This is a genomic window from Vreelandella salicampi, assembly GCF_013415105.1.
GTDB classification, from domain to species: domain Bacteria; phylum Pseudomonadota; class Gammaproteobacteria; order Pseudomonadales; family Halomonadaceae; genus Vreelandella; species Vreelandella salicampi.
Genome location: NZ_JACCDF010000005.1, coordinates 51,655 through 77,135 on the forward strand (window position 1 = coordinate 51,655; position 25,481 = coordinate 77,135).

The following is a 25,481-nucleotide window of genomic DNA, read 5'->3' on the forward strand; positions in this document are numbered from 1 at the left end:
CAGCCACTTAATGCCTACCCTTTTAGCGCCTTCAGCTATCGCTCTTTTCACTTACCAGCTTCCCGTTTTTTCCATAGATACCCAGGGCTCTTTGGGCGGCAGCGCGTCACCTTTTTGCAGTAGCTCAACGGAAATACCGTCGGGGGATTTCACAAACGCCATGTGGCCATCGTGTGGCGGGCGGTTGATCGTCACGCCGTTGTCTTGAAGCTTCTGACACAGTGCGTAGATGTCCTCCACTCGATAAGCCAAATGACCGAAATTACGCCCACCGGTGTACTCTTCAGGATCCCAGTTGTAAGTCAGTTCAAGTTCCGGTGCTTGGAGTTCAGTCGAGCGTGCTTCATCTTCCGGTGCAGCGAGAAAGACAAGCGTAAAACGTCCCTTCTCGCTCTCTTTGCGACGCACCTCTTTCAGGCCTAAAAGATCACAGTAGAAATGTAGCGAAGCATCAAGATCACTGATGCGAACCATCGTATGTAGATACTGCATGCCGACTCCTGTCGCTATAGATAAAAATTACTGCGTGTACTCGCGGAAAATTTCCGGCGCGCGGTTATCACGGGTAAAGCTTAGCACCGCAAAGTCATCCACACGGCCCGTTTCCATGCCCGGCGAGCCGTGGGGCATCCCTGGTACGGCTAGGCCCGCCACGTCCGGGCGCTCGTCTAAAAGCGCTTTGATATCGTCTGCGGGCACGTGGCCTTCGATCACGTAGCCATCGATGATGGCGGTATGGCAGGAGGCAAGCTTAGGCGTTACACCCTGTTCGATTTTGACCTGGCGCACATCGCCATCGCGATGGTGATTGACGTCAAAGCCGTTTTCTTCCAGGTGCGCCACCCAAGCGCCGCAGCAGCCGCAATTAGGATCACTGTGAACATCAATCGCAGGCGCGGCAAAAGCAAAAGGAGCAGCAAACAAAAGCGATAGTCCCAACACATGCTGACCAAGACATTTTTTACTTATACAACTTCGTAACATTTGGGTACCCTCTTAATCGTTTGGGTATAGCAACTAACATTACCGATATCTTAGCTGTCTTTATCGATAGGAGAAAGCGGTGGACTCTATCACGCAAGCAGCACTGGGCGCGGCCATCGGCGGTACCGTACTCGGAAAGCGCCTAGGGCGTAAGGCGATCTTGCTCGGCGCCGTAGTAGGTACCCTGCCCGATTTGGATGTGGTGATCGACTATGGCGATGCCGTCGCCAATGTCACGCAGCATCGCGGCTTTAGCCACTCGCTGTTTGTCCTCGCTGGCTTGGGCGTGCTGCTCGCATGGCTCTGTGCCCGTTTTGTCCACGCGCGGGATATTTCGCTGCGGCAGTGGCTGACATTTTTTCTGCTGATACTGCTGACGCACCCGCTGCTCGATGCGCTCACCACTTACGGCACTCAGCTTTTCTGGCCACTGAACACGCCTCCCGTGGCTTGGCCCATCGTCTTTATTATCGACCCGATCTACTCGCTTTGCTTGCTGGTTGCGTTGGTGGCCGCGCTTTTCACTCCGAACGTTAAACGCCGCTGCGTATGGGGGCTCGCGCTTTCTTGTGCGTATCTGATGTTTGCGCTTGGCGCAAAAGGCCTCGTCCTACAGCGTCTTGAGCCGGTACTCGCCACACAAGGCATTGAGGAAGCGCCGCGGCTGGTACAGCCCGCCCCGTTTACGACGTTACTCTGGCGTGCCACCGTGATTGATGGCGACACGCAATATGAGAGCTTAATCAGCCTATTAGATCAAAAACCGCCCGTACTTGAGCCGCTCACCCGCCAAACCGACCTTGCCGGAAGCGCCGTTAACGGCCGCCACGTACAGCGACTACGTTGGTTTGCCGGGCCATTTTTACGCTACGACGTTCAGCCTGAGAGCGACACGCAAACGCTGCTAGTCACCGATGTGCGCCTCGGATTCCCGGGTTTTTACCCTTTCACCTATGCCGTTGCCAACCGCCACAACGAACAAGCCGCCTGGAACCCGCTTGGCGTATCAACACAGCAAGATAGCGAGCGTGGCGTTGATCAAACAACGCTCAAGCGTTTATCGGCGCGCGCGCTAGGCGATAGCCGCGCGCTTTGCGCCACCGCCTTTGTTGAGCCTCACTGGCGCTTAGCGCCGCATGCTTGCTAGCGCTTAGCAAAGACGGTTAGCAAAATAACTAGGGCGCGATGCCCTGGCCACAGCCGCTATATTGCTGACCATCGATGGAAAGCGTGACCCGCGCTGGGTAAGGGTGCCCGCTCATGTCATCAAAGCAGGCGCTCGCTTCGATCCGCACACGGAAAAATCGGCCCGCGTTCGCATTTTCGAGCACGACCCGGCCAGCGTCGTTATCCATTACGCTCATCATATACGGCAGCTGTTGGGTTTTCTCGCCATAGTCGGTGGTAAGCGTAAGCGTTGGCGTACGGCTGGAAAGTGCCACTGACCAGCCTGGCTCATTACCGCGCCCTAAGAACATAACGCCCGGATGCGCTTCACGGGTTAAGGTTTCGCGCGTTATGGCCTGTTGGCACTGAAGCTGACCGCGCGGCGTCTCGACCTGGGCTTTATCGCCGCGATTCCAGAAACTGATCTTGCCATTTTGATAACGCGCACCGCTCGCCACGACCGCTTGGGGCAATTGCCATGCGCCATGTAGCGACCACAGGCGTAGTGTCTCGTCATTAAAGGCTGTCACCAAATGTTGGCTCGCCGGCTCACAACGCCACGCCTCAAACTTGTCAGCACCGCCTGCAAAGAGTGCCGAGGGCAGTAATGGCGCGGTTGCTTTGCCTTCAGACGCGCGTTGTTCCGACGGCTCGATTGGCGCTGATGTCGTTGCACATCCACTCACTAGCAGGAGGGCAAGACTCAGGGCAAGTAGATTTCGGGTAAGTAAGTGACGCATAGCACGCTCCCTGTTGTTTTTTCTATGAACTAACAAATAGGCTAACGGCGCTTAAACGCATGCAAATCCTGTGGGTCAAACTGATCTACCGTCTCAGGTAGTTCTAGCGCTTCACGCTTAAGTTTGACTTCCATCTTCTCGGCCAACCGCTCGGCGTCGTCATCGGTCGTACGTCCGTTAAGCTCGGCTAATTGGGTCATGCCCTGATGGTAGAAGGTCAGGATATCCAGCGCGACTCGGTTGTCTTCTTTCACGGCTTTGCGCAGCGTCGGCAGGTAGCCGCTAATTTGCGAAAGATGATGCTTAAGCTGCCAGACGTAACGTACCTCGTTCATCCAGGGGCGATCTTTCAGCACGGCAAAAAGCGCACTGGTGGCAAGCAACCCAAGAAAAACGCCCAACGCATTCAGCCAAATGCTATTGCCCAACGCCGAGGTAAGCAGCATGGCAAACAGCATCCCGAAAATAATCAGCTGCCCTGCCATCGCAAAGCTGATCATCCGCGCTTTGCGGCGATACACTTCGGGCTCGTAATTGTCTAATTGAAACACTGCCATGGCCGACCTCTTATCGTGGCGATTTAACTATCTTTAATGACCTTCTTTAATGACCTTCTTAGCGAAAGTATTGGCGACGGTATTGGCCTATGATACGTGGCCGGCCACAACGCACAAGCATTGACGCAAACCGTTAAGCCAAGCGTTCGGCAGCTGTCTTCAGTAAGTGCTCCGTAGAGTCCCAGCCAATACAGGCATCGGTGACCGAGACGCCATGGCGCAGCGCGCTGGGTTTAAGCGGCTGCTTACCTTCATGCAAGTAGCTTTCGAGCATCAGCGCCACGAGATTGTTATCGCCGGCCTGGCGCTGGGCAAGCACGTCAAGCATCACTTCACTCTGGCGGCGGTGGTCTTTGCGCGCATTGGCATGGCTGCAGTCCACCATTAGGCGAGGATTTTGCCCGGCGTCGCGTAGCGCTGCCGTGGCCGCACGCACATGGCTTGCTTGGTAGTTGGGCTCACCGTGGCCGCCGCGGAGCACCAAATGTGTATGCGGATTACCCTCGCTTTGCTGCATTACCGGGCGTCCGTGAGTGTCTAACGCAAAGCGCTGATGCGGATGCGCCGCCGCTTGCATGGCATCGATCGCAACTTGCACATCCCCGCTAGTGGCGTTTTTAAACCCAACGGCGGCGCTCAAGTCGCTGGCCAGCTCGCGGTGAAGCTGCGACTCCGTCGTGCGTGCACCAATCGCTACCCAGCTCAGCAGATCATCCAAGTAAGGCGCTAACATCGGTTGAAGAATCTCGGTAGCAACCGGAAGGCCCAGCTGAGCGACTTGGCCCATTAGCTCACGGGAAAGCGCAAGCCCTTTGGCCATATCGCCGTTGCCGTTTAGGTCCGGGTCGTAAGCCAGCCCTTTCCAACCGACGGTCGTGCGCGGTTTTTCCACATAGACCCGCATCACCGGCACGATCTGCTCGCTCACTTCGTCGCTCAGCGCCGCCAAGCGCTCGGCGTATTCAAGGGCAGCACTGGGGTCATGGATGGAACACGGGCCCACCACGACCAGCAGACGATCATCCTCGCCGCGTAGAATACGGTTGATCGCTTCTCGGTGTTCGGCAATGTTTGATGTTAGCGCGGCATCCAGCGGAAGGGTGGCGCGTAGCTCGGCAGGCGTTGGGAGCGGCACCGTAGAGGCATCGCTTATCGGCGAAGCGGCTGACTGACAAGTCGTCTTAGGTGTTGTCGCGGTATCGAGCGTTTTAGCAGGGGCATTCATGGATCAACTCTCCGTGTTTGCGGAACAGTGTAGATGACATCGTGTGAGTGATTCACCACCCAGCTGAACGCGATCGGAGGTGGCAGCGATGACCGATCGCGCGGCGTTAAATCGCCAGCCATCGCCTGCGTATACATCGTTGTTGTATGCATCGCCGTTTGCGCTGGCAAAAAAATCCTCGCGATAGGTCATGGTGCTGCTCCTCTGAGAGATCGTGCTGATAGTTTGAGGTCTGTCAGTCTCGTCGAGACAGATGACAAAAACGCGAAAGCCCCGGCTGGGGTTACCAACCGGGGCTTTCTTTGCGGCAGGCAACCCGTGGGGTGTGCCTGTCGGCGCGACGTTAAGCGTCGGCCACGGGCACACCTTGGCTAAACCAATACCCAAAATAGACGCCAGCTTTCGCTGGAGCGATTACGACATTGCGTGTAAGCGAAGTCATGTTCATCGTCTATTTCCGTTGGTTTAGAAGGCGCTCTATGTGCCGCGTTTTACGGTTACGTCTTGCTGTAATGCATCAATGGTTTGAATCGTGCCTGCTTTAGGCTTCGTTGACAAGCCCTTGTCGTGCAATTTTGGTTATCAACAACGCGGTAGAGCCATTAGCCGCTAAAGTACTGAACCCAACCAATAGTGGCTGGAAGCGCGCTCATACTGACGAGCACGATCAATCCCGTTACAATGGAAATAAATCCCGAGGTATCTTTAAAGTTTTCATCATGGGCCATGATGGCCTCCTTATCGTATGTGACGTTGTCAGGGGTTAACAACCATGCCATTTTACCCAATCTTTGCGTCAACGACGAGGCCACAAACCCACAAAAAGCCCACGACCACTTTATTAACAATGGGTTAAGCCTACCCTAGCGTGGCGCATAGCTAAACACATCGGAAAACATCTGGCGTTTTTCGAGCCCTTTTTCCGCTAAAATATCCACGCAGGCATACACCATCCCCGGCGAGCCGGAGAGGTAAACATTATAATCCGACGGTGAGATAGAGGCCGCTTCCAAGGCTTCATCTATGCGGCCTAAGTGGTGATGAATGCGCTCGCCCTGGCTCATCGGCTCGTTGAGCGGCATTTCGGTAACGGCATGGAAGGTAAACATCGAGTGTTCCTGCGCCCACTGACACGCCAAGGGCTCTAGGTACAAATCGCGGTGCTCACGCGCGGCCCACCACAGATCAATCTGACGATTGGGCTGATGGGCAAGCACCGCTTCGATGATCGCTTTCATTTGCGCAAAGCCGGTACCCGCCCCGATGAGCAGCAGCGGGCGTGTGCTTTCAAGGTCAACAATGCAGTCACCGCCCGGCAGGCGGACCGTCAACTGGTTCGCCACCTGCAGAAGCTCACGCAGCCGCGCGGAATTATCGCGCTCTGGCCAATGCTGAATATGCAGCTCAAGCTGACCATCGCCCCGCTCGGCGCTGGCGATTGAGAACGGCACCCAGATATCACCGTCTAGATGCATTTCCAGATATTGGCCCGGCGCGTGCTGCATCGCTTCTGCACGCCCTTGTAAGGTAACGCCGAATACATCGGGGTTTAAGTCTTCAACCTCGGTGACTTGGCAAGTCAACGTCCTTGCGCTCATAAAACCTCTTTATTATGTCAAACAGGGGAACTGCCTACTCACACCCTTGGCGTGCCGATGGCAGCGGAATACCAATACCCAACTCTTCCCAGCGCCGGTCGACACGCGCTTTCACCGCTTCATCCATGGTAATGGGCACGCCCCATTCGCGGTCGGTTTCACCCGCCCACTTATTGGTCGCATCCCATCCCATTTTGGAACCCAACCCCGATACCGGTGAGGCAAAATCGAGATAATCAATCGGCGTATTTTCGATAATTACCGTATCGCGTGCCGGGTCCATCCGCGTGGTCATCGCCCAGATCACATCTTCCCAGTTACGCGCATCGACATCGTCATCGAGCACCACCACAAACTTGGTGTACATAAACTGACGCAAAAAGCTCCATACCCCCATCATCACGCGCTTGGCGTGGCCAGGGTATTGCTTTTTCATCGACACCACCGCCATGCGGTAGGAACAGCCTTCAGGCGGCAAATAGAAGTCGACAATCTCAGGAAACTGCTTACGCAGAATGGGCACGAACACCTCGTTTAGTGCCACGCCCAGAATCGCGGGCTCATCCGGCGGGCGGCCGGTGTAGGTGGAGTGATAAATCGCATCGCGACGCTGAGTGATGCGCGTCACGGTAAAAACGGGGAAGTGATCTACCTCATTGTAATAGCCGGTATGATCGCCAAACGGGCCTTCCGGCGCCATATCATCGGGGTAGATAAAGCCTTCGAGAATAATTTCGCTCGATGCCGGTACTTCAAGCTCGGCGTGGCCGCATTTAACCAACTCCGTGCGCGAACCGCGCAACAGCCCGGCAAAGGCGTACTCGGATAGTGTATCCGGCACCGGCGTGACCGCGCCTAGAATCGTCGCCGGGTCAGCCCCTAGTGCTACCGCCACGGGAAAAGGCTCGCCCGGGTGGACTTGCTGGAACTCTTGAAAATCGAGTGCCCCACCGCGATGCGAAAGCCAACGCATAATGAGCCGGTTTTTGCCGATTTTCTGCTGGCGATAAATACCCAGATTTTGGCGTTTTTTATGCGGGCCTTGGGTCACCACCAGCGCCCAAGTCACCAAGGGGGCGGCATCGCCTGGCCAGCAGTGCTGAATGGGCAGGCGATCCAGGTCGACCTCGTCGTCTTCGAACACCACCTCTTGCACCGGCGCGCGTTTGACCGTCTTTGGCCCCATGCTGAGCACTTGCTTGAAGATCGGAAGCTTCGACCACGCGTCTTTCAAGCCCTTGGGTGGGTCGGGCTCTTTTAAAAACGCCAAGAGTTTACCCACTTCGCGCAGCGCCTCGACGGAATCTTCCCCCATCCCCAACGCCACGCGCTTCGGCGTGCCGAACAGGTTCCCCAACATCGGCATGTCGTGACCTTTGACATTCTCAAACAGCAGCGCAGGACCACCGGCACGCAGCGTGCGGTCACAAATTTCGGTCACTTCCAGGTAGGGATCAACTTCCGCGCTAATACGCTTAAGCTCGCCCTGAGCTTCCAGGGCTGCAATAAAATCACGCAGGTCATGGTACTTCAATGATGGCTCCCCGGCTCAAGGGTAGGACGACGAAAGCGCCTTAGCGGCGCTTCATGGCCTCAAAGAACTCCAAGTTAGTTTTGGTATCTTTAAGGCGGTCGATCAAGAACTCAGTCGCCGCGATGTCGTCCATCGGGTTGAGCAGCTTGCGCAGAATCCACATACGCTGCATTTCATCCTCGGAGGCGATCAAATCTTCACGACGGGTACCACTGCGGCGGATATTGATGGCAGGGAAAACGCGTTTTTCGGCCAGTTTACGGTCAAGGTGCGCTTCCATGTTACCGGTGCCCTTGAACTCTTCAAAAATCACTTCATCCATTTTCGAGCCGGTATCCACCAGCGCCGTGGCGATAATCGTCAGGCTGCCGCCCTCTTCGATATTACGCGCCGCGCCGAAGAACCGCTTGGGCTTCTCCAGTGCATGCGCGTCGACACCGCCGGTTAACACTTTACCCGAGCTTGGCACCACGGTGTTGTAGGCGCGCGCCAGACGGGTAATGGAATCGAGCAGGATAACCACGTCTTTTTTATGCTCAACCAGTCGCTTGGCTTTCTCGATCACCATTTCCGCAACTTGCACGTGACGCGCCGGAGGTTCGTCAAAGGTAGACGCGACCACTTCGCCACGCACGGTACGCGACATTTCGGTCACTTCCTCCGGGCGCTCATCGATCAGCAGCACGATTAAATGGCACTCGGGATTATTGCGCGTGATCGACGTGGCGATGTTTTGCAGCATCAGCGTCTTACCCGCCTTGGGCGGGGAGACCAAAAGACCACGCTGGCCTTTGCCGATGGGCGCGGTGAGATCGATAATGCGCGACGTTAGATCTTCCGTCGAGCCGTTGCCGATCTCCATGAACATACGCTCATCGGGGAACAGCGGCGTCAAGTTCTCAAAAAGAATCTTGTGCTTGGCGTTCTCCGGCCGATCAAAGTTGATTTGGCTGACTTTCAGCAGGGCAAAATAGCGCTCGCCTTCTTTCGGCGGGCGGATTTTCCCGGCAATCGAGTCACCTTTGCGCAGGTTAAAGCGGCGGATTTGTGAGGGCGAGACGTAAATATCGTCTGGCCCAGCGAGATACGAGCTGTCGGCGCTGCGCAGGAAGCCAAAGCCATCCTGAAGAATTTCCAGTACACCGTCGCCGTAGATATCCTCGCCACTTTTGGCGTGTTTCTTAAGGATGGCGAAAATGATGTCCTGCTTGCGCGAACGGGCGAGGTTGTCGATTCCCATCTCGCGGGCAATATCGAGCAGCTCGGGAACGGGTTTTTGCTTAAGTTCAGTGAGATTCATCGGTGTGTTAGAACGTTGCTCATGGAAGCTGGGCGCCAGGCGCCGGAAATAAGAAAGGAGGCATGAAGCGACGCCTTATATCACTACGTCGCAGGGTGCGTTCAGATCCCGGGGGCACGCGCTCGAAATAAAAACAGCTGAACGTGATCTGCTGCGCTCAGCGCGAGGGTGCTAACACTTACTGATCCCTAAGATATACTGATCCATAAGAGAATCGGCTATATCGGCGGGCAATCTGACGACTTGGACATCGGGGCGGCTTGTCATTGAATTGACAAAGCCTGAGGTGACCGAAACTGAGCAGTGCTGAAAAAGCATGGCACGTCGATTCGGATCAAACCAATAGCGTGATGGTAGTCAAGCTCCGACCCAAACGCAAGCCTTCAGCAATTGACAATCAAGATAGTGCCCCTCAACCTTCACATAGCCAACTTCAAGGATAGCTCATGCCCGAGGACATCTTGCTCCCGACCTACGATTCACTGCCCGGCGTCGCCCGCAGTGACACTGACAACAGTGAGCCCCGGCGGCTCGCCGCCATTGACATGGGTTCCAACAGTTTTCACCTGCTCGTCGCCAACTACCAAAACGAGCGGCTGCAGGTTGTCGCGCGTCTAGGGGAAAAGGTCCAGCTCGCCGCCGGTCTTGATGAAGATGGCTTTCTTAGTGATGCCGCCATGCAGCGTGCGCTCGATTGCCTGGGGCGCTTTGCCCCGTTTCTTAGCGACATTCCGGCGCCCCAGCTGCGTATCGTCGGCACCAACGCTTTGCGCGATGCCCACAATAGTCAAACGTTTATCGACCTGGCTGAAGCGCAACTTGGCCACCCCATCGAGATTATCGCCGGGCGCGAAGAGGCGCGCTTGATCTACCTTGGCGCGGCGCATGCCCTTGCGGAAAGCGGACGGCGGCTGATTGTCGATATCGGTGGGGGATCGACCGAATTTATTATCGGCGAAAAGTTTGAGCCTATGGCACTGGAGAGCTTGCGCATGGGCTGTATCACGTTTTCGCGTCGATTTTTCCCGGACGGCGAACTCAGCGAGAAGCGCATGCGCAAAGCAGAGCTCGCCGCGCTTTCTGAGCTTGCCAATATCCAGCGCCCCTACCAGCGCCTGGGTTGGGAAGACCCGGTCGGCTCTAGCGGCACGATCAAAGCCGCCGCCACCGTATTGCACGCCTATGCCGATACGCCCCAAGAAGGGCTTATCACGCAGGCTGGGCTGAAAAAACTTCGCGAGCGCATCATCAAGTGCAAACACGTCGATAAAGTCACCCTTGACGGCTTAAAACCTGACCGAGCGAAAGTATTCCCCGCCGGTATCGCCATTTTAAGCGCCACGTTTGAAGCCTTTGAGCTGGAGCAGATGCGCTTTTCCGATGGCGCTCTACGTGAAGGGGTGCTTTTCGATATGGCCGGGCGCAATAGCGCTGAGGACTCACGGCTTAAAACCCTGGCGTCGCTGAGGCGCAGTTACGATGTGGATACCCGTCAGGCAGAAAACGTCGCTGATACCGCTGACCGTCTGTTTCAAGCGGTGCGCGAGGAATGGCAGTTAAGCGATGATCACGGACGCTATTTATGCTGGGCAAGCGATGTGCATGAAATTGGTTTAGCGATTTCGCACAGCCAGTTTCACCGCCACGGCGCCTACCTTCTTGAGCACTCGGACCTTTCCGGTTTTTCACGCCCCGAGCAGCGCCTGTTGGCCTTTTTGGTGCGCGCCCACCGGCGCAAGTTCCCGCTGAAAGAGTGGCAAGCACTGCCAAAAGCGCAGCAGGACATATATGCTCGGCTGGCGAGACTTCTGCGTTTAAGCGTGCTACTGAACCATTCGCGCCCTGAGACCCCTCCGTCGCTGCCTGAGTTTAGCGTGAAGGGCGACACACTGTGCATTGAGCTGCCCAAAAGCGACGAGCCCACCTTGTTGGGCATGGATTTAGAGCAAGAGCAGGCCTACATGGAGAACGCGGGTTTTTCACTCGTGATTCGTTAACCCCACGATTCGTTAGCCTAAAACGCATCGCGCCACGTCACCCTCTCACCCGCCGCCTGCCAGCAAAGCCTGCCAGGCGGGTATACGGCAGCAACACAATGGATTTTACGTTCCGCGTTTTCTCGCCAAATAACGACCACACGCTCGCGTTCCCAAGGCGGAATACTCGCTTCTTGCAGTAACCGCTTAAGATTCCGTCGGCCGCGTTTAGGTATATCTAAGACTTCCCCTCCCTGGCGCCACGTCACGGTAAGCGACGACTCACTCACTACCGAAAGCGGTACCTCACCGAGAGGCGTCACTAACGGCGCGAGCCCGTCCCAGGTGGCGCACCATTCGGGCAGCAGCTCGCTTTTTTCCATTAAATAGAGCCGTTGCTGCCAAACCCGCGCCTCAGCGTTGCCCCACGCGACTCGCACCTGGGCGCCAGACCCGGCGTCCAGCTGCGAAAGCAGGCTTTCTAGCCGTTTGCGCGGCGGCGTCGCCACTCCCAACTGCTGACATAAGGTACGCACCAAAAGCCGCTGGCGCGCTAGTGAGCGCCGCCCAAGTGCTGCCACATCGAGCTGCCCTGTTCCAAGGCTCAGCGTGGCAAGCTCTTCTTCTGCGTATTCGATGAGTAGCGCATCGGCATCGCCCGCCTGATCGGCGGCAACGGCAAAACCAGCATGTACGTGTGGCCAACGCTCGCTGAGTACCGGGAAAACTCGGTGGCGTAGAAAGTTGCGGTCGAAACGCGTCTCGGCGTTGGAAGGATCATCGCACCAGGTTAAGCCAAGCGCCTCTGCGGCACGCTTGAGGGTCTCCTGGGGAACATCCAGCCAGGGTCGAACAAGGCTACTCCCTCGCCAGTGTCGTTGATTGGGCATCGCGCTTATGCCCCGCAGACCGCTGCCGCGAAGAGCGGCAAGCAAAAACGTTTCCGCTTGATCATTTTGATGCTGCGCCAGCCACAAAGCATCGCCTGCGGGAACATGCTCGGCAAATGCGGTGTAGCGAGCCTCGCGCGCCGCGCCCTCAATCCCCTGCCCTGATGAATTCACCCTCACGCGGACCACCGACAACGGTACGTTCAGGCTCGTGCAAAGCTTGCGGCAGTGCTGCTCAAACGCCTCCGCGGCCGTTTGTAGGCCGTGATGGACGTGAATCGCCTTTAGCGGTGTCTGCGTCTCTTTACATACTATGGCGGCCAGCGACAACAGCAGCGTTGAGTCCAACCCGCCTGAGAGTGCCACCCAAACACAACGCCCCGGCGGGGTTTCCACCAGGGCGCTGTATAATCGCGTTAAAAGAGGATCACGCGGCGGGGGCGCCATAGCTCATCAGCCGTTCGTAGCGGCGCGATAGCAGCGCGTCGGTATCCATCGATTGCAGACGCTCTAAGCTGGTGCTAAGCGCCTCTTTGACCCGCGCAGCGGTATCAATCGGGTGGCGATGCGCGCCCCCTAGTGGCTCTTTCACCAGCGCATCGACAAAACCCAGCTCCTTCAAGCGCTCGGCGGTGATACCCATGGCCTGAGCGGCGTCGGAAGCCTTTTCGGCACTCTTCCACAAAATCGAGGCACAGCCTTCGGGCGAAATAACGGCGTACGTCGAGTACTGCAGCATGTGCAGCTCGTCGCATACACCGATAGCGAGTGCGCCACCAGAGCCGCCTTCACCGACGACCGTCGAGATGATCGGCGTCTTGAGGCGTGACATAACGGCAAGGTTATAGGCAATTGCTTCGGATTGGCCGCGCTCTTCAGCGTCAATGCCGGGGTAGGCCCCGGGCGTGTCGATAAAGGTAAAGATGGGCATGTTGAAGCGCTCGGCCATCTCCATCAGGCGACACGCCTTACGATAACCTTCGGGCCGAGGCATGCCGAAATTGCGCCGCACCTTTTCTTTCACATCGCGGCCTTTTTGATGGCCAATCACCATCACGGGCTTGTCGTTAAGGCGGGCAACGCCGCCGACAAGAGCAGCATCATCGGCAAAGCGACGATCCCCGTGCAATTCGTCAAAATCGGTAAAAATGTGCTCAAGGTAGTCCAGCGTGTAAGGGCGCTGAGGATGCCGCGAAAGCTGAGACACTTGCCAAGGGGTCAAGTCTTTGAAGATTGACTCGGTGAGTCTACGGCTTTTCTCCTCCAAGCGGTCAATTTCATCAGAGAGATTGACTTGGCTATCGGAGCTAACCAGACGCAGTTCTTCAATTTTTGCCTGTAATTCGGCAATCGGCTGTTCAAAATCGAGGTAATTAGGATTCATCGGCTAAGCCTGTAAAAATTAAGCCTTCTCGGATCGCGCAGTATTGTAACGCATTATCGCACCTTGACCTTGTCACGCAAGCTAAGCCAAGCCATCTTGATCACTGCCACCCCGCTTATCCGGTCCACAGGGCCCAAAGGCCGAGAAATGCGACCCAATTGCCCAGCAAAAAATGCGAAACCGAAACCCCGATGAGATTGCGATGCCTCAAGAACAGCGACCCCCAGATCAGGCCGCTGATCAAGCTGACAACGGATAAAATAGGATTTACATGAAGATGCAAGGTAGCAAAAACCAAAGAGGACAGTAGCACGGCGACCAACCCCTTCCCCTTGCCTAACAGCTTTTCCAGACTGGTTTGAAAAACACCACGCGCCACCCACTCCTGTAACGGAGCGACTATCAAATACGTTATATAGCTGTAATCAAAGCGCGATAGGTCCCACCCCGTGGGTTTGTCCCAATAGGCTGCCAAATACACGGCAAGCCCGTACATCAACAACATGGCCACCAGGGTGAGAAGCAAGGATTCTTTAAGCGACGACCCCACATTAACCGTCGTCAATCCCATATCTTTGGCTGTCAGCCCGGATCGGCGTACTAACTGCCAGAGAATAACCACCGCCATCAATTCGGTGGTTCTGGAAAAAGAAAACATCAACCAACTATCGGTAGGAAGCGCCAGGAGGTTGACCATAAAACCATTGACTAACGCGTAACTGGTCAATAACAGCAAAAGCGTTACCAAAAGAAAGCCCAGCGAATCTTTCTCTTTCTGAGCCTCAAGGAGTTGTTGGTGTCTCGCTTGCAGGTCTTGGTGTTTATCGCTCAGTTGCTGATAAAGTTTATGGGTGACCAAGCGCTTGAATTCCGGCCACGTTTTGACCGCCTTCAGGTAATCTTCTGCGCGAATGCGGTAAGCGTGTACATCCGTTACCGCTTTTACGCTTGCCGCTCGCTGACCGCGCCCTTCTAACGCCAGCTCACCCAATAGGTTGCCTGCGCTAGCTGTCCCGACAGGATGCGGCTTGCCTTGCTTGAGGATTTCCACCTCCCCTTTGCTGATCAAGTACACAGCGTCACCGACATCACCTTCATTGATCAGATATTCGCCCGCAACAAAATGTCGGCTACTAACACACGCCGCAAGCCCATCAAGCTCGTTTGCCAGTCGAGCACGCTCCTTTTCAGGGGCTCCTTGCAATAAAAGATCAGCAAACGTTGACCGATCAACCTGCATTTTGTCCCTCATTAGCGATAGCGAAGTTGAACGCCGGCCTGACCTTGCACGTCTTTAAGCGCCAGTAATAAGTCATCGCTTGGCGCTACCCGCCACTCGGCGGCAAGTTCAAACCACGCCGTGGCGTCCGGGTGGCGATACTGCAACCGTACCGGTAAGCCGTCGCTATCGCGATACGGCGTCAAGCTATCGCGCAAGCTCTCAACCAGGCGGCCGTTAATGTTTTCGGCTTCAAGCGCGACGTCGATTGATTCGCCGTAACGCACACGCGCCGTCACCATCGGGGTCACGTCTTTACCGCGCAGCTTCAGCCCGCCCGTGTAATCATCGCTTGAGACATCGCCTTCGACGATCAGCACCTGGTCTGATTCGATCTGGCCGCGAAGCTGATCAAAAAGCTCGCCAAACAGCGAGGCTTCGATCCGCCCGGTGCGGTCATCAAGCGTAATAAACGCCATGGTATCGCCGCGCTTGGACTTCATCGTGCGCACACCGACCACAAGCCCGGCAACGCGCTGCGGCTCCCATGAGGGCGATAAATCGGCAATCCGGGTCGAGACAAACCGTTTTAACTCGCGCTCGTACTCGTCAATCGGGTGACCGGTGAGGTAAAGCCCTAAGGTCTCTTTTTCGCCCGCCAAGCGCTCGCGGTCGCTCCATTCGCGCACGCCCAGATACTCGGCATAGACGTCGTTATCCTCGGCGGCCTCAAAGGCATCGCCAAACATATCCAGCATGCCGAGGTTTTGGTTGGTATGGTTTTGCGCGGCAGCCTTGAGGGCATCCTCCATGGACGCAAACAACACGGCACGGTTAGGGCCAAGGTTATCCAGCGCGCCGGAGCGAATCAGCGCTTCCAGCGTGCGCTTGTTCATGCGTTTCGGGTCGATGCGACGGCAGAAGTCGAACAGATCGGTAAACGGCCCTTCAGCGTCGCGCGCCTCGACAATCGCGCCAATGGGGCCTTCTCCCACGCCGCGAATGGCGCCCAAGCCGTAAACCACCCGGGCATCACTATCCACGGTGAACTTGTAGCCGCCCACGTTGACGTCCGGCGGCGTAACGGTGAGCTTGAGGTGGCGGCACTCCTCGATCAGCGGGACGACCTTATCCAGATTATCCATCTCGGTGGACATCACCGCCGCCATAAACGGCCCCGGATAGTGCGCCTTGAGCCACGCAGTTTGGTATGAGACTAACGCATAGGCGGCCGAGTGCGACTTGTTAAAGCCGTAGCCAGCAAATTTCTCGACCAAATCGAAGATATTGCCTGCGAGGTCTTTATCGATCCCGTTGGCCGCGCAGCCGTCCATAAAGCCGGCGCGCTGTTTGGCCATCTCCTCGGGCTTTTTCTTACCCATGGCCCGGCGCAGCATATCCGCCTGGCCGAGGCTATAACCCGCCATCACCTGGGCAATCTGCATTACCTGCTCTTGGTAGAGAATGATGCCATAGGTGGGCTTGAGCACCGGCTCCAGCAGCTTGTGCTGGTAATCCGGGTGGGGATAAGACACTTCCGCGCGGCCGTGCTTGCGGTTGATAAAGTCATCCACCATGCCCGACTGAAGCGGGCCTGGGCGGAACAACGCAACAAGTGCGATCATATCGTCGAGCGAGTCGGGCAAAAGCCGCTTGATCAGCTCCTTCATCCCGCGGGATTCAAGCTGAAACACCGCCGTGGTTTCGGCCCGTTTGAGCATGTCAAACGTCGGGACATCATCCAGCGGGATGGCGTCGATATTGAGCGGCCCTTCGCCTTCGACGGCGCGCACTTTATCGACCATCTCAAGCGCCCAGTCGATAATTGTCAGGGTGCGCAGACCGAGAAAGTCAAACTTCACCAGCCCCGCTTCTTCGATATCGTTCTTATCGAATTGCACCATCAGCCCCGAGCCGTCTTCGTCGCACAGCAAGGGCGCGAAATCGGTGAGTTTCGTCGGGGCAATGACCACGCCACCGGCGTGCTTACCGGTGCCTCGGGTGATGCCTTCGAGCTTCAGCGCCATTTCCCAGATTTCGCCGGCTTCGTCGTCGGCTTCGACAAACTCTTGCAGGGCAGGCTCGGCGTCGATCGCCTTAGCCAGCGTCATTCCCACTTCAAACGGAATCAGTTTGGAGAGCTTGTCGCCCAAGGAATAGGGCTTGCCCTGGGCACGAGCAACATCGCGCACCACCGCCTTCGCCGCCATGGTGCCAAAGGTGACAATCTGCGACACCGCATCGCGGCCGTAGCGTTCTGCAACGTATTCGATGACTTTGTCGCGCTTTTCCATGCAGAAGTCGACGTCAAAGTCGGGCATCGATACACGTTCGGGGTTCAAGAAACGCTCAAACAGCAGGTCGTAGCCAATCGGGTCGAGATCGGTGATTTTCTGCGCGTAAGCCACCAGCGACCCGGCACCCGAACCACGCCCCGGCCCCACCGGCACGTTGTTGTCTTTGGCCCACTGAATAAAGTCCATCACGATCAAAAAGTAACCGGGGAATCCCATCTGGATGATGATGTTGAGCTCGAAGTCGAGCCGCTCCCGATAGCGCTGATCAATCGCCTGATACGACTGCCCATCGCGGGGGTATTGTTGCGGCGGAAAGAGAAAGTCCAGCCGCTCGGTCAAGCCGTCGTGGGAAATCTTACGAAAGAACTCATCCTGGGTCATGCCCTCGGGGATTTCGAACTCGGGTAGAAAGATTTCCCCTAGGCGCACATCGACACTGCAGCGCTTGGCAATCATGACGCTGTTTTCCAGCGCCTCGGGGATATCCGCGAAAAGCTCAGCCATCTCGTCGGGGCTTTTGAGGTATTGCTCCTCGGCGTATTTGCGCTCCCGCCGCGGGTCGTCTATGGCCTTGCCTTCCCCAATGGCTACCCGGGTTTCATGGGCCCAGTAGTCGTTGCGCTCGAGAAAGCGCACGTCGTTGGTCGCGACCACGGGAGTGCCGGTGTCGATGGCAAGCTTGACGCTTTCGTGCACGCAGGTCTCTTCGAGCGAGCGCCCGGTGCGGGTCAGCTCCAGATAAAAGCGATTGGGGAAAGCTTCCTGCCACTCATGCAGCAGTGCCTTAGCATCGGCGTAGTGTTCGGCAAGCAAGTGGCGGCCGATTTCGCCATCACGCGCACCCGAGAGCGCAATCAGCCCTTCGCTTTGCGCCAAGACCCAGTGTCTATCGAGAATCGCTCGCCCTTGGCGCTGGCCGTCGGTCCACCCTTTCGAAATCAACTCGGTGAGATTGCGATAGCCCGTCTCGTTCATGGCCAACAGGGTTAGCCGGTACGGGTGCGCCTCGTCGTGGGGGTTATGCAGCCACAGATCGCTGCCGATAATCGGCTTGATGCCGGCACTTTGCGCGGCCGTATAGAATTTCACTAAACCAAAAAGGTTCGCCTCATCCGTCAACGCCACTGCCGGCATATTTTGCTTTGCGGTGGTGCTGACCAGTGGCTTAAGTTTGACCAAGCCATCAACCAGGGAGTATTCGCTGTGTATACGTAGATGGACAAACGGAACCGACATAGGAGTCTCGACGCTGGGCAATAACATGAATGGATAACGGGTTTATAGCAAAGCGAGCTGGCGTTTAACCGGGGCAAAACTTTGGCGATGCTCAGGCAAAGGGCCGTGGGCCTCTAGGGCCGCCAGGTGCGCTGTCGTCGGGTAGCCCTTATGACGAGCAAAACCGTACTCAGGATGGCGCTGATCCAGCGCGACCATCTGCGCATCGCGCGCCACTTTAGCCAAAATCGACGCGGCGGCAATCGCGCGATGGCGCAAATCACCTTTCACCACCGCCTGACCGGGCAGCGTGTGTCCTGGCAGGCGGTTGCCATCGACGAGCAGGTATTCCGCTGCAGGTGTGAGCCCGTCAATCGCGCGGCGCATGGCCAAGTGCGTGGCATGATAAATATTCAGCGCATCGACCTCCGCCGCTGACGCCTCGGCAACACAATAGGCCAAGGCCTTCTGGCGAATTTCCCCATCCAGCGCTTCACGCTTTCGCGCTGTCAGTTTTTTGGAATCGGTCAGGCCGTCAATGGGCTTCGATGGGTTTAATATCACCGCTGCCGCGACCACGCTGCCTACCAGCGGCCCGCGTCCCACTTCATCAATCCCCGCCAGCCGATCCCCCTGGTAGGCAATTTCCAGCGGTGGCCACTGGGCTGTTCTTGAGCTCATGACTACCTTCACGCTCATGAATCACCTTGAACTAACGGCTGACCGGCGGCTAGCGCCTCAATCGCCTCTGCTGCACGGCGGCTGGCACCTCGCTGAAGTGCAGCATGCATCGCAGCAAAGCGCGCTTCTAGCGCTTCACGCTCAACCGGGTGATCCAACAATCGCGCTAGCTGCTCGGCAATCTCATGGGCACTTGCGGCATCTTGAATCAGCTCCGGCACCAATGTTTCTTGGGCGATAAGGTTGGGTAGCGAGATCCAGCGTGCTTTCACAAGCCGCTTAGCGAGCCAGTGAGTGGCCGGCGCCATTTTATAAGCAACGAGCATCGGCCGATGGCAAAGCATCGCCTCCAGCGCGGCCGTGCCCGAGGTCAAAAGCACAATGTCGCTTGCCACCATCGCTTCACGTGCTTGGCCTTCGAGTAACGTCACCCTTGTGGCGAGCTCAGGGTACTCGGTTAGCAGAGCATTCAGCTCTTGGTGACGCGCGGGCGTGGCAGCGGGGATGACAAACTGAAGCGCCGGAAAGCGCTCGCATAGCCGCGCTGCAGCGGTTAAAAACGTTGGCCCCATGAAGCGGATTTCATTCGCTCGTGAACCAGGCAATAGCGCCACGAGCGGCCCTTCGGTTGCCAAACCCAGCGTTTCTCGGGCAGCACGGCGGTCGGTGTCAAGCGGCAACTCGTCAGCAAGAGGATGGCCAACAAAGGCAACCGGTACACGGTGTTCACGGTAAAAATCTGCTTCGAAGGGTAACAGTGTCAGCATGCCATCAACCGCACGGGCAATCTTTTTTACCCGCCCTTGGCGCCATGCCCACACCGATGGGCTGACATAATGCGCGGTTTTAATACCTGCATCGTGCAGGGTGCGCTCTAAGCCTAAGTTAAAATCCGGGGCGTCGATCCCTAACATCAGATCTGGCTGCCACGCGAGTGCCTCGGCTTTGAGCATTTTGCGTACGCGGAGCAGTTCCGGCAAGTGTTTGAGCACTTCAACCAACCCCATCACCGATAGGGTTTCCAATGGAAAGCGACTTTGCATACCAAGCTCGATCATTCGCGGCCCACCCACGCCACGAAATTCAACGTCAGGGTGGCGCGCTTTGAGCTCGCGCATCAGGCCGGCGCCGAGGATATCTCCCGATAACTCGCCGGCAACGATGTAGATACGCTTAAGCGTCATGATCGACCTCGTTTAGCGCACGATACCGCGTGTCGAGCACTCGATAGAGGCGGCAAAGCGTTCAACTTCCGGCAGCTCATAGCGCTTACGCATCTCCACAAGCGCTTGCTCAACGGTTAGCCCTTGGCGATAAAGCAGTTTATACGCGTCCGTTAACGCTTTGATCGCTTCACGACTAAAACCACGACGTTTCAAGCCGACCAGGTTGAGTCCATGCACTTGCGCCGGATTACCGTTAATCATGGTGTAGGCTGGCGTATCCTTGGTGATGATGGAGCCGCCACCTGCCATCGCGTGCTCGCCAAAATGGCAAAACTGATGCACAGCGGCCAATCCGCCTAAAATGGCACAGTCGCCCACATTGACGTGCCCCGCGAGCGTCACTTGGTTGGCAAGAATACAGTCGTTGCCGATGACACAGTCATGGCCCACGTGCACATAGGCCATTAACAAGTTACGCGAACCAACTGTGGTTTCGCCCCGGTCTTGGACGGTACCACGATGGATCGTCACCCCTTCACGGATGACATTGTCATCACCCATGACTAAACGCGTAGGCTCTCCAGCGTATTTTTTATCCTGGCAATCTTCACCGACCGAGGCGAACTGAAAAATACGCGTCCGCGCACCCAGCGTGGTCGGGCCTTTCACCACCACGTGAGGACCAATCACTGAGCCCGCCCCAATCACAACTTTAGGCCCGATGATGCTGTACGGACCTACTTCGACGTCATCGGCCAACTGGGCCGATGGATCAATCAGTGCAGTCGGATGAATCAAGCCACCTTCCTCTCGGCACAAATAATTTCTGCTTCGCAGGCCAGTTCGCCTTCCACCGTGGCGCGGCAGGCAAACTTCCAGATACCGCGTTTACCACGAATCACATTCGCTTCCAGCCTCAGCTGATCACCCGGCATGACGGGGCGCTTAAAGCGGACTTTATCGCTACCGACCAAATAGTAAACGTAGCCATCGGCCGGACGCTTGTTGACGGTTTTAAACCCTAAAATCCCACATGCCTGCGCGAGCGCTTCAACTACCAACACGCCCGGCATAATCGGATGGTGAGGAAAGTGGCCATTAAAAAACGGTTCATTAATGCTGACATTTTTATACGCAACGATGGTTTCGCCTTCGGTGAGTTCGATCACCCGGTCCACCAGCAAAAATGGGTAGCGGTGGGGTAAAAATTCGCGAATTTCGTTGATATCCATGACCATCGTGGCGACCTCTAAATAACATATATCCTGAGTCATACTCAGGAGCGTCCAGCTCTCCTGCTGGTGAAGGCAGTGGATTATAACGCGCGACGCATTAGCCTCAACCTACCCAACGTAAATATCGTCTTGCCTTTTACTTTCGGCTCTGCTGTTTTTCTAGCCGTGACAAGCGCTTGGCTATTTCATCAAGCTGCTTAAAACGCACGGCATTTTTTCGCCACTGGAGATTATTCATCGCCCCGGTCCCTGACGAGTATACGCCCGGCTCATGGATGGAGTTGGTGACTAAGCTCATTCCTGTGACTTGCACGCCATCACACAGGGTTAAATGGCCCGAGATGCCCACCCCGCCGCCAAGCATGCAGTGCTTACCCACTTTGGTGGAACCTGCAACCCCGACACATCCGGCTAACGCGCAGTGGTCGCCAATTTGCACGTTATGCGCTATTTGCACTTGGCTATCGATTTTGACATCACGGCCAATCACGGTATCCCCGAGCGCCCCTCGGTCAATGCTTGAGCAGCTGCCAACTTCTACGTCATCCCCAAGAATCACACCACCCAGCTGCGCAATCTTGTGCCAGCCAGCGCCATCGTGAGCAAAACCAAAGCCATCGCCGCCGATCACGCAGCCGCTATGCAAAATCACCCGTTTACCCACCACGATGCCATGGCAAACGGTCACGTTGGCATGTAGGCGCGTTGCTTCACCGAGATGAGTATCTGCCCCTACGACGCTGCCCGGCCCGACTACCACATAGTCTTCGAGTACCGCGCCGGAGGCGACGACAGCGTTTGCTTGAATCGATACACCGGCGCCTAACGTGACATCCTCCGCCACCACCGCCGAGGGGTGGACACCGGGTGTGTCTAGGGCCGACACGGGGTCGAATAACTGTGAAAGCTTGGCGTAGCCAAGGTAGGGGTTATCCGTCTCCAGGCGAGGTACCGGGCAGCTTTTGCCATGCTCTGGGTGGAGTAATACAGCACCGGCCTGAGTCTCGGCTAAATCTTTCAGATAAGCACGATTGGCAAGAAACGCTACTTGATCTGGTTTAGCGTCTTTAAGCGTCGCTAAACCACGAATGGGCAAGTCTGCGTCGCCGCTAAAGGCGACGCCTAGATGGCGGGCAATGTCCGCCAGGGTGATGGTATAAGCAGCGTGCGTCATGGTAGCCCAAACTCGTAGCGCGAAATGCGAGCGGCATTAGAACACCGCCGCAACGTTCTCAACGACATTAACCTTTCTGGCGCGATTAATTAAGCGAATTAAAGGTTTGCGTCACTTCATCGGTTAAGTTGGGCAGATCCATTGATGAGTGCAACACGCCTTGGGGTTCGACCAAAATATCAATACCGTGGCGCTGAATGACCTGATCCACGGCTTGTTCAAGAGTAGGCTCCGCACTTTGTAAAAATTGCTGCTCGGAGCGCTGTTGAGCTTGGCCAACCTGTTGGCGCAGCTGCTCAAAGCGGCTACCTTTTTGCTGCAGCTCGCGAATCAATGACTCACGCTCGGCATCAGACATCAACTCGCCCTCGTTCTCTAGACGTTGCTGGAGTGACTGTAACTCTTGGCCCAAACTTTGCGCTTCACGCTGCTGCTCGCCCACCTCGTTTTCTAATTGACTCAACGATGCCTGCGCCGCCTCGGTGTTCATCAGCGCGGCACGCCAATCCAGCACCGCGACCTCGGCCGCATGTGCCGGAAGAATCATCGCGCTCATCAAACAAACTGCCGCTATGAGTTTACGCATGGTATTCACTCCTGAATTTTATCGGTATGCATCGCAACCAAAGTATGTGTCGCCATCAAGGGGCGCTAAGTAAGCGAACCCGGCTACCACTGGGTTCGCCCTGGCTTATGCCTTAAAACGTTTGCCCCAAAGAGAACTGGAAGAACTGAGTATCATCGTCGCTTTCGTCATTCACCGGCTCTGCCACGCTGAAGGTCAGCGGCCCAACTGGCGTTAGCCAAGATAGGCCGACACCCACGCTATAGCGCAAGCCCCCCAGATCCACACCTGAGTTGCAACGCTGACGATCCGCATCATCTTCTAGCACGTCATAACAAGACGTCAGGAAGGTATTACCCGCATCGAAAAACACAGAGGACTGCAGCGAACTTTGGTCCTCGATAAAGGGCAGCGGGAAAATCATCTCGGCACTACCTTCCACCAGGACATTACCCCCCATGGTACGATCACGGCCCCCCACACGCTGCGGCGTGGTACGCTGCCCCAACGTATTGGAGGTAAAGCCGCGTACTGACCCTAAACCGCCAGCATAGAAATTTTCATAGAAGGGATAGGGGTCGTTACCGCCTAATGTGTCAGCATAACCTAAATTACCGCTAAACTTGAGCGCCCACAGATGGTCGTCATCGATGGGAAAGAGCTGTTGCGCACGGGCGCGCGCTTTATAGTAGCCAACATCGCTGCCGGGGGCGGCAGTCTCTAATGAAATACGCTGATAGCTACCGGCGGTCGGCATCATCCCGCGGTTAAGGTTATTGCGTGTCCAACTTCCCGTTAGCTTAACGCTTTGGGCGTTTTCCCCTTCGTCCATGACATAGCGCTCAATTTCTGAGGCGGTGTCGAAATAGGTCTTGATCGTCGTATCTTCAAAATTCGCGCCAAAGTTCAACCGCGAAAGCTCGCTAATCGGGTAACCAAAGTTAATCCCCGCGCCATACGCATCGGTTGAATAGGTGGAAATATCTGAATCTTCGTAGTCGGTTTCACGATAGAAGACGTTATAGCCACGAGAAATCCCGTCCAGCGTCCAGTAAGGGTCGGTAAAGCCGAAGTTGATACTGGTAAACGTATCGCTTCGCTGAGCGCCAACATTGACGCGGTTACCCGTACCGAGGAAGTTCTTTTGTGACAACGAGGCCCCGTAAATAACCCCGGCGCTTTGAGAAAAACCAATGCTGGCGGAAATTGAACCGGAAGGTTGCTCTTCCACGTTATAGGTCACATCGAGCTGGTCTGTTTCACCCGGCACTCGGCGAGTATCCACTTCAACTTGGCTGAAAAAACCCAGCCGTTGAAGGCGCTGTCGCGACTGAGTGATCGCTTCGGTAGACGCGGGCGCGCCCTCCAGCTGTACCATCTCGCGGCGCAGCACTTCGTCCTGTGTCGTGGTATTGCCGACAAACTCAATGCGCCGCACATACGTGCGCTGCCCCGGATCAACGCCGATGACCAAATCCACCGTGCTGCTGCCATCAGCCACCTGCGGGATGCCCTCCACATCGGCGAAGGCAAACCCCTCAGTACCTAAACGCTGACGTAACGCTTCTGTCGAAGCATTGAGTTCGCTGCGAGAAAAGGTGTTACCACTTTGAACTTCCAAAAGCTCACGCGCTTCGCTCTCAGCGATTTGCAGATCGCCACTGAAACGGATATCACCCACCTGAAACTGGCTACCCTCATCAACGTTCAGGGTAATATAAATATCGTTTTTCTCAGGTCCAATGGATACCTGAGTAGAGGTGATATCAAAGTTCACATAGCCGCGATCAAGGTAGTAAGAGCGTAACCGTTCAATATCACCGGCTAACGCTTCACGCGAGTATTCGTCGCTTGAGAACCAGCCGAAAAAAAGGCCCGGTGAGTCTTCTAGCTCAAACAGGTCACGCAAGGTCTCATCATCAAATGCTTCATTGCCAACGATGTTGATTTGACGAATTTTCGCCACACCGCCCTCGTTGATGTCGATATTGACCTGAACGCGCCCTTCATCGACCTCTTCCACGTCAACGTCAATTCGTGCGCTGTAACGACCCTGAGATTGGTAGACGCCTTCGAGCTCGCGCTGCATCTCTTCAAGAGTAGACAGTTGCAATACTTGCCCTTCGGACAAACCTGCCTGTTCTAGCCCTTGGCGCAGATCATCCTCGGAAATCTGCTTGTTGCCGCTAATATTTAGCCGCGCAATCGTCGGGCGTTCAACGACCTGAACCACAAGCACATCGCCTTCACGCGCCAATGAAACATCATCAAATAAACCGGTGGCAAATAGTTCGCGCGCCGCTTCCGCAAGCTCTTGGTCATCAACACGATCATTTGCACTCACGGGGAATGCATTAAAAACCGAGGCGGCAGAAACCCGCTGTAGCCCCTCTACACGAATATCGGAAACGTCAAAAGATTCTGCTTGGACATTCCCTGCTGTTGCCAGCAGGAATGCCGCCACTCCCAGGGTCTTAATTTTCATGCAGTCAATTCGCTCGCGTTAGTCTGCCTTCGTGTCTCGACAGGCACCTTATACATTTGTGCAGGCAGCTGGCAAGCCAGCTGCTCGCT

At 56.0% G+C, this 25,481-nt stretch carries 22 protein-coding genes; 2 read left to right on the forward strand and 20 right to left on the reverse strand.

Annotated elements, in window-relative coordinates; genetic code table 11:
- Positions 1–51: 51 nt before the first annotated feature.
- Positions 52–492: a VOC family protein gene (locus HZS81_RS07465; RefSeq protein WP_179929933.1), complete on the reverse strand. Its 441-nt coding sequence runs from the start codon at positions 490–492 to the stop codon at positions 52–54.
- Positions 493–519: 27 nt separating this feature from the next.
- Entirely contained in the window at positions 520–924 is a 405-nt protein-coding gene (locus HZS81_RS07470; RefSeq protein WP_241697418.1) for a DUF411 domain-containing protein, read from the reverse strand.
- A gap of 139 nt (positions 925–1,063) precedes the next feature.
- Between HZS81_RS07470 and HZS81_RS07475 the strand changes: the two genes are divergently transcribed.
- Entirely contained in the window at positions 1,064–2,131 is a 1,068-nt protein-coding gene (locus HZS81_RS07475; protein WP_179929935.1) for a metal-dependent hydrolase, read from the forward strand.
- A 28-nt stretch (positions 2,132–2,159) separates the two neighbouring features.
- Here the strand turns inward: HZS81_RS07475 and HZS81_RS07480 are convergent, their stop codons facing one another.
- The 7 genes from HZS81_RS07480 to rho all read right to left on the reverse strand — a co-directional run bounded on the left by HZS81_RS07480 (position 2,160) and on the right by rho (position 9,105).
- Positions 2,160–2,891, reverse strand: a complete 732-nt coding sequence (locus HZS81_RS07480; protein WP_179929936.1) for an MliC family protein — start codon at positions 2,889–2,891, stop codon at positions 2,160–2,162.
- A gap of 41 nt (positions 2,892–2,932) precedes the next feature.
- Positions 2,933–3,448 (reverse strand): DUF3087 family protein, encoded by a 516-nt coding sequence (locus HZS81_RS07485; protein ID WP_179929937.1) that lies wholly within the window; start codon positions 3,446–3,448, stop codon positions 2,933–2,935.
- Positions 3,449–3,581: 133 nt separating this feature from the next.
- The gene (locus HZS81_RS07490; protein ID WP_179929938.1) at positions 3,582–4,673 is read right to left on the reverse strand and encodes a 3-deoxy-7-phosphoheptulonate synthase; all 1,092 of its coding nucleotides are present in this window, start codon (positions 4,671–4,673) and stop codon (positions 3,582–3,584) included.
- 602 nt (positions 4,674–5,275) lie between these two features.
- Positions 5,276–5,401, reverse strand: coding sequence for a hypothetical protein (locus HZS81_RS18160; RefSeq protein ID WP_277814978.1), 126 nt, complete (start codon positions 5,399–5,401; stop codon positions 5,276–5,278).
- Between the two features lie 135 nt (positions 5,402–5,536).
- On the reverse strand, positions 5,537–6,271 hold the full coding sequence (locus HZS81_RS07495; protein WP_179929939.1) for an NAD(P)H-flavin reductase: 735 nt from the start codon (positions 6,269–6,271) through the stop codon (positions 5,537–5,539).
- Positions 6,272–6,305: 34 nt separating this feature from the next.
- Positions 6,306–7,805, reverse strand: coding sequence for a 4-hydroxy-3-polyprenylbenzoate decarboxylase (gene ubiD, locus HZS81_RS07500; RefSeq protein WP_179929940.1), 1,500 nt, complete (start codon positions 7,803–7,805; stop codon positions 6,306–6,308).
- A gap of 40 nt (positions 7,806–7,845) precedes the next feature.
- Positions 7,846–9,105, reverse strand: a complete 1,260-nt coding sequence (gene rho / locus HZS81_RS07505) for a transcription termination factor Rho (protein ID WP_179929941.1) — start codon at positions 9,103–9,105, stop codon at positions 7,846–7,848.
- A gap of 446 nt (positions 9,106–9,551) precedes the next feature.
- Between rho and ppx the strand changes: the two genes are divergently transcribed.
- Positions 9,552–11,102: an exopolyphosphatase gene (gene ppx, locus HZS81_RS07510; RefSeq protein ID WP_179929942.1), complete on the forward strand. Its 1,551-nt coding sequence runs from the start codon at positions 9,552–9,554 to the stop codon at positions 11,100–11,102.
- Positions 11,103–11,119: 17 nt separating this feature from the next.
- On the opposite strand, the gene tilS is transcribed toward ppx, so the two are convergent.
- From tilS to bamA, 11 genes are all read right to left on the reverse strand, one after another.
- On the reverse strand, positions 11,120–12,418 hold the full coding sequence (gene tilS / locus HZS81_RS07515; protein WP_179929943.1) for a tRNA lysidine(34) synthetase TilS: 1,299 nt from the start codon (positions 12,416–12,418) through the stop codon (positions 11,120–11,122).
- Positions 12,399–13,355, reverse strand: a complete 957-nt coding sequence (accA, locus tag HZS81_RS07520) for an acetyl-CoA carboxylase carboxyl transferase subunit alpha (RefSeq protein WP_179929944.1) — start codon at positions 13,353–13,355, stop codon at positions 12,399–12,401. The genes tilS and accA overlap by 20 nt, the downstream gene beginning before the upstream one ends.
- Before the next feature lie 115 nt (positions 13,356–13,470).
- Positions 13,471–14,595 carry a cyclic nucleotide-binding domain-containing protein gene (locus tag HZS81_RS07525; RefSeq protein WP_179929945.1) on the reverse strand — a complete coding sequence of 375 codons (1,125 nt, stop codon included), beginning with the start codon at positions 14,593–14,595 and terminating at the stop codon, positions 13,471–13,473.
- Positions 14,596–14,606: 11 nt separating this feature from the next.
- Complete coding sequence (gene dnaE / locus HZS81_RS07530) at positions 14,607–18,107, reverse strand: DNA polymerase III subunit alpha (protein WP_179929946.1); 3,501 nt, start codon at positions 18,105–18,107, stop codon at positions 14,607–14,609.
- A gap of 42 nt (positions 18,108–18,149) precedes the next feature.
- Positions 18,150–18,785: a ribonuclease HII gene (gene rnhB, locus HZS81_RS07535; protein WP_422141578.1), complete on the reverse strand. Its 636-nt coding sequence runs from the start codon at positions 18,783–18,785 to the stop codon at positions 18,150–18,152.
- Entirely contained in the window at positions 18,782–19,951 is a 1,170-nt protein-coding gene (gene lpxB / locus HZS81_RS07540) for a lipid-A-disaccharide synthase (protein ID WP_179929947.1), read from the reverse strand. The genes rnhB and lpxB overlap by 4 nt, the downstream gene beginning before the upstream one ends.
- Positions 19,952–19,963: 12 nt before the next feature.
- The gene (gene lpxA, locus HZS81_RS07545) at positions 19,964–20,731 is read right to left on the reverse strand and encodes an acyl-ACP--UDP-N-acetylglucosamine O-acyltransferase (protein WP_179929948.1); all 768 of its coding nucleotides are present in this window, start codon (positions 20,729–20,731) and stop codon (positions 19,964–19,966) included.
- Positions 20,728–21,171 (reverse strand): 3-hydroxyacyl-ACP dehydratase FabZ, encoded by a 444-nt coding sequence (gene fabZ / locus HZS81_RS07550; protein WP_179930052.1) that lies wholly within the window; start codon positions 21,169–21,171, stop codon positions 20,728–20,730. Before fabZ ends, lpxA begins: the two co-directional genes overlap by 4 nt.
- Before the next feature lie 133 nt (positions 21,172–21,304).
- Positions 21,305–22,342: a UDP-3-O-(3-hydroxymyristoyl)glucosamine N-acyltransferase gene (gene lpxD, locus HZS81_RS07555; protein WP_179929949.1), complete on the reverse strand. Its 1,038-nt coding sequence runs from the start codon at positions 22,340–22,342 to the stop codon at positions 21,305–21,307.
- A gap of 85 nt (positions 22,343–22,427) precedes the next feature.
- Complete coding sequence (locus HZS81_RS07560) at positions 22,428–22,928, reverse strand: OmpH/Skp family outer membrane protein (RefSeq protein ID WP_179929950.1); 501 nt, start codon at positions 22,926–22,928, stop codon at positions 22,428–22,430.
- Between the two features lie 112 nt (positions 22,929–23,040).
- Positions 23,041–25,392, reverse strand: coding sequence for an outer membrane protein assembly factor BamA (bamA, locus tag HZS81_RS07565; RefSeq protein WP_194249313.1), 2,352 nt, complete (start codon positions 25,390–25,392; stop codon positions 23,041–23,043).
- Positions 25,393–25,481: the final 89 nt, after the last annotated feature.

Excerpts from the sequence above, each read along its gene's own strand:
- lpxD (WP_179929949.1), bottom strand. The coding sequence starts at position 22,342 with ATGACGCACGCTGCTTATACCATCACCCTGGCGGACATTGCCCGCCAT.
- HZS81_RS07495 (WP_179929939.1), bottom strand. The coding sequence starts at position 6,271 with ATGAGCGCAAGGACGTTGACTTGCCAAGTCACCGAGGTTGAAGACTTA.
- HZS81_RS07525 (WP_179929945.1), bottom strand. The coding sequence starts at position 14,595 with ATGCAGGTTGATCGGTCAACGTTTGCTGATCTTTTATTGCAAGGAGCC.
- accA (WP_179929944.1), bottom strand. The coding sequence starts at position 13,355 with ATGAATCCTAATTACCTCGATTTTGAACAGCCGATTGCCGAATTACAG.
- tilS (WP_179929943.1), bottom strand. The coding sequence starts at position 12,418 with ATGGCGCCCCCGCCGCGTGATCCTCTTTTAACGCGATTATACAGCGCC.
- HZS81_RS07560 (WP_179929950.1), bottom strand. The coding sequence starts at position 22,928 with ATGCGTAAACTCATAGCGGCAGTTTGTTTGATGAGCGCGATGATTCTT.
- HZS81_RS07480 (WP_179929936.1), bottom strand. The coding sequence starts at position 2,891 with ATGCGTCACTTACTTACCCGAAATCTACTTGCCCTGAGTCTTGCCCTC.
- HZS81_RS18160 (WP_277814978.1), bottom strand. The coding sequence starts at position 5,401 with ATGGCCCATGATGAAAACTTTAAAGATACCTCGGGATTTATTTCCATT.
- HZS81_RS07485 (WP_179929937.1), bottom strand. The coding sequence starts at position 3,448 with ATGGCAGTGTTTCAATTAGACAATTACGAGCCCGAAGTGTATCGCCGC.
- dnaE (WP_179929946.1), bottom strand. The coding sequence starts at position 18,107 with ATGTCGGTTCCGTTTGTCCATCTACGTATACACAGCGAATACTCCCTG.
- HZS81_RS07490 (WP_179929938.1), bottom strand. The coding sequence starts at position 4,673 with ATGAATGCCCCTGCTAAAACGCTCGATACCGCGACAACACCTAAGACG.
- lpxB (WP_179929947.1), bottom strand. The coding sequence starts at position 19,951 with ATGACGCTTAAGCGTATCTACATCGTTGCCGGCGAGTTATCGGGAGAT.
- HZS81_RS07465 (WP_179929933.1), bottom strand. The coding sequence starts at position 492 with ATGCAGTATCTACATACGATGGTTCGCATCAGTGATCTTGATGCTTCG.
- fabZ (WP_179930052.1), bottom strand. The coding sequence starts at position 21,171 with ATGGTCATGGATATCAACGAAATTCGCGAATTTTTACCCCACCGCTAC.
- ppx (WP_179929942.1), top strand. The coding sequence starts at position 9,552 with ATGCCCGAGGACATCTTGCTCCCGACCTACGATTCACTGCCCGGCGTC.
- rho (WP_179929941.1), bottom strand. The coding sequence starts at position 9,105 with ATGAATCTCACTGAACTTAAGCAAAAACCCGTTCCCGAGCTGCTCGAT.
- rnhB (WP_422141578.1), bottom strand. The coding sequence starts at position 18,785 with ATGAGCGTGAAGGTAGTCATGAGCTCAAGAACAGCCCAGTGGCCACCG.
- bamA (WP_194249313.1), bottom strand. The coding sequence starts at position 25,392 with ATGAAAATTAAGACCCTGGGAGTGGCGGCATTCCTGCTGGCAACAGCA.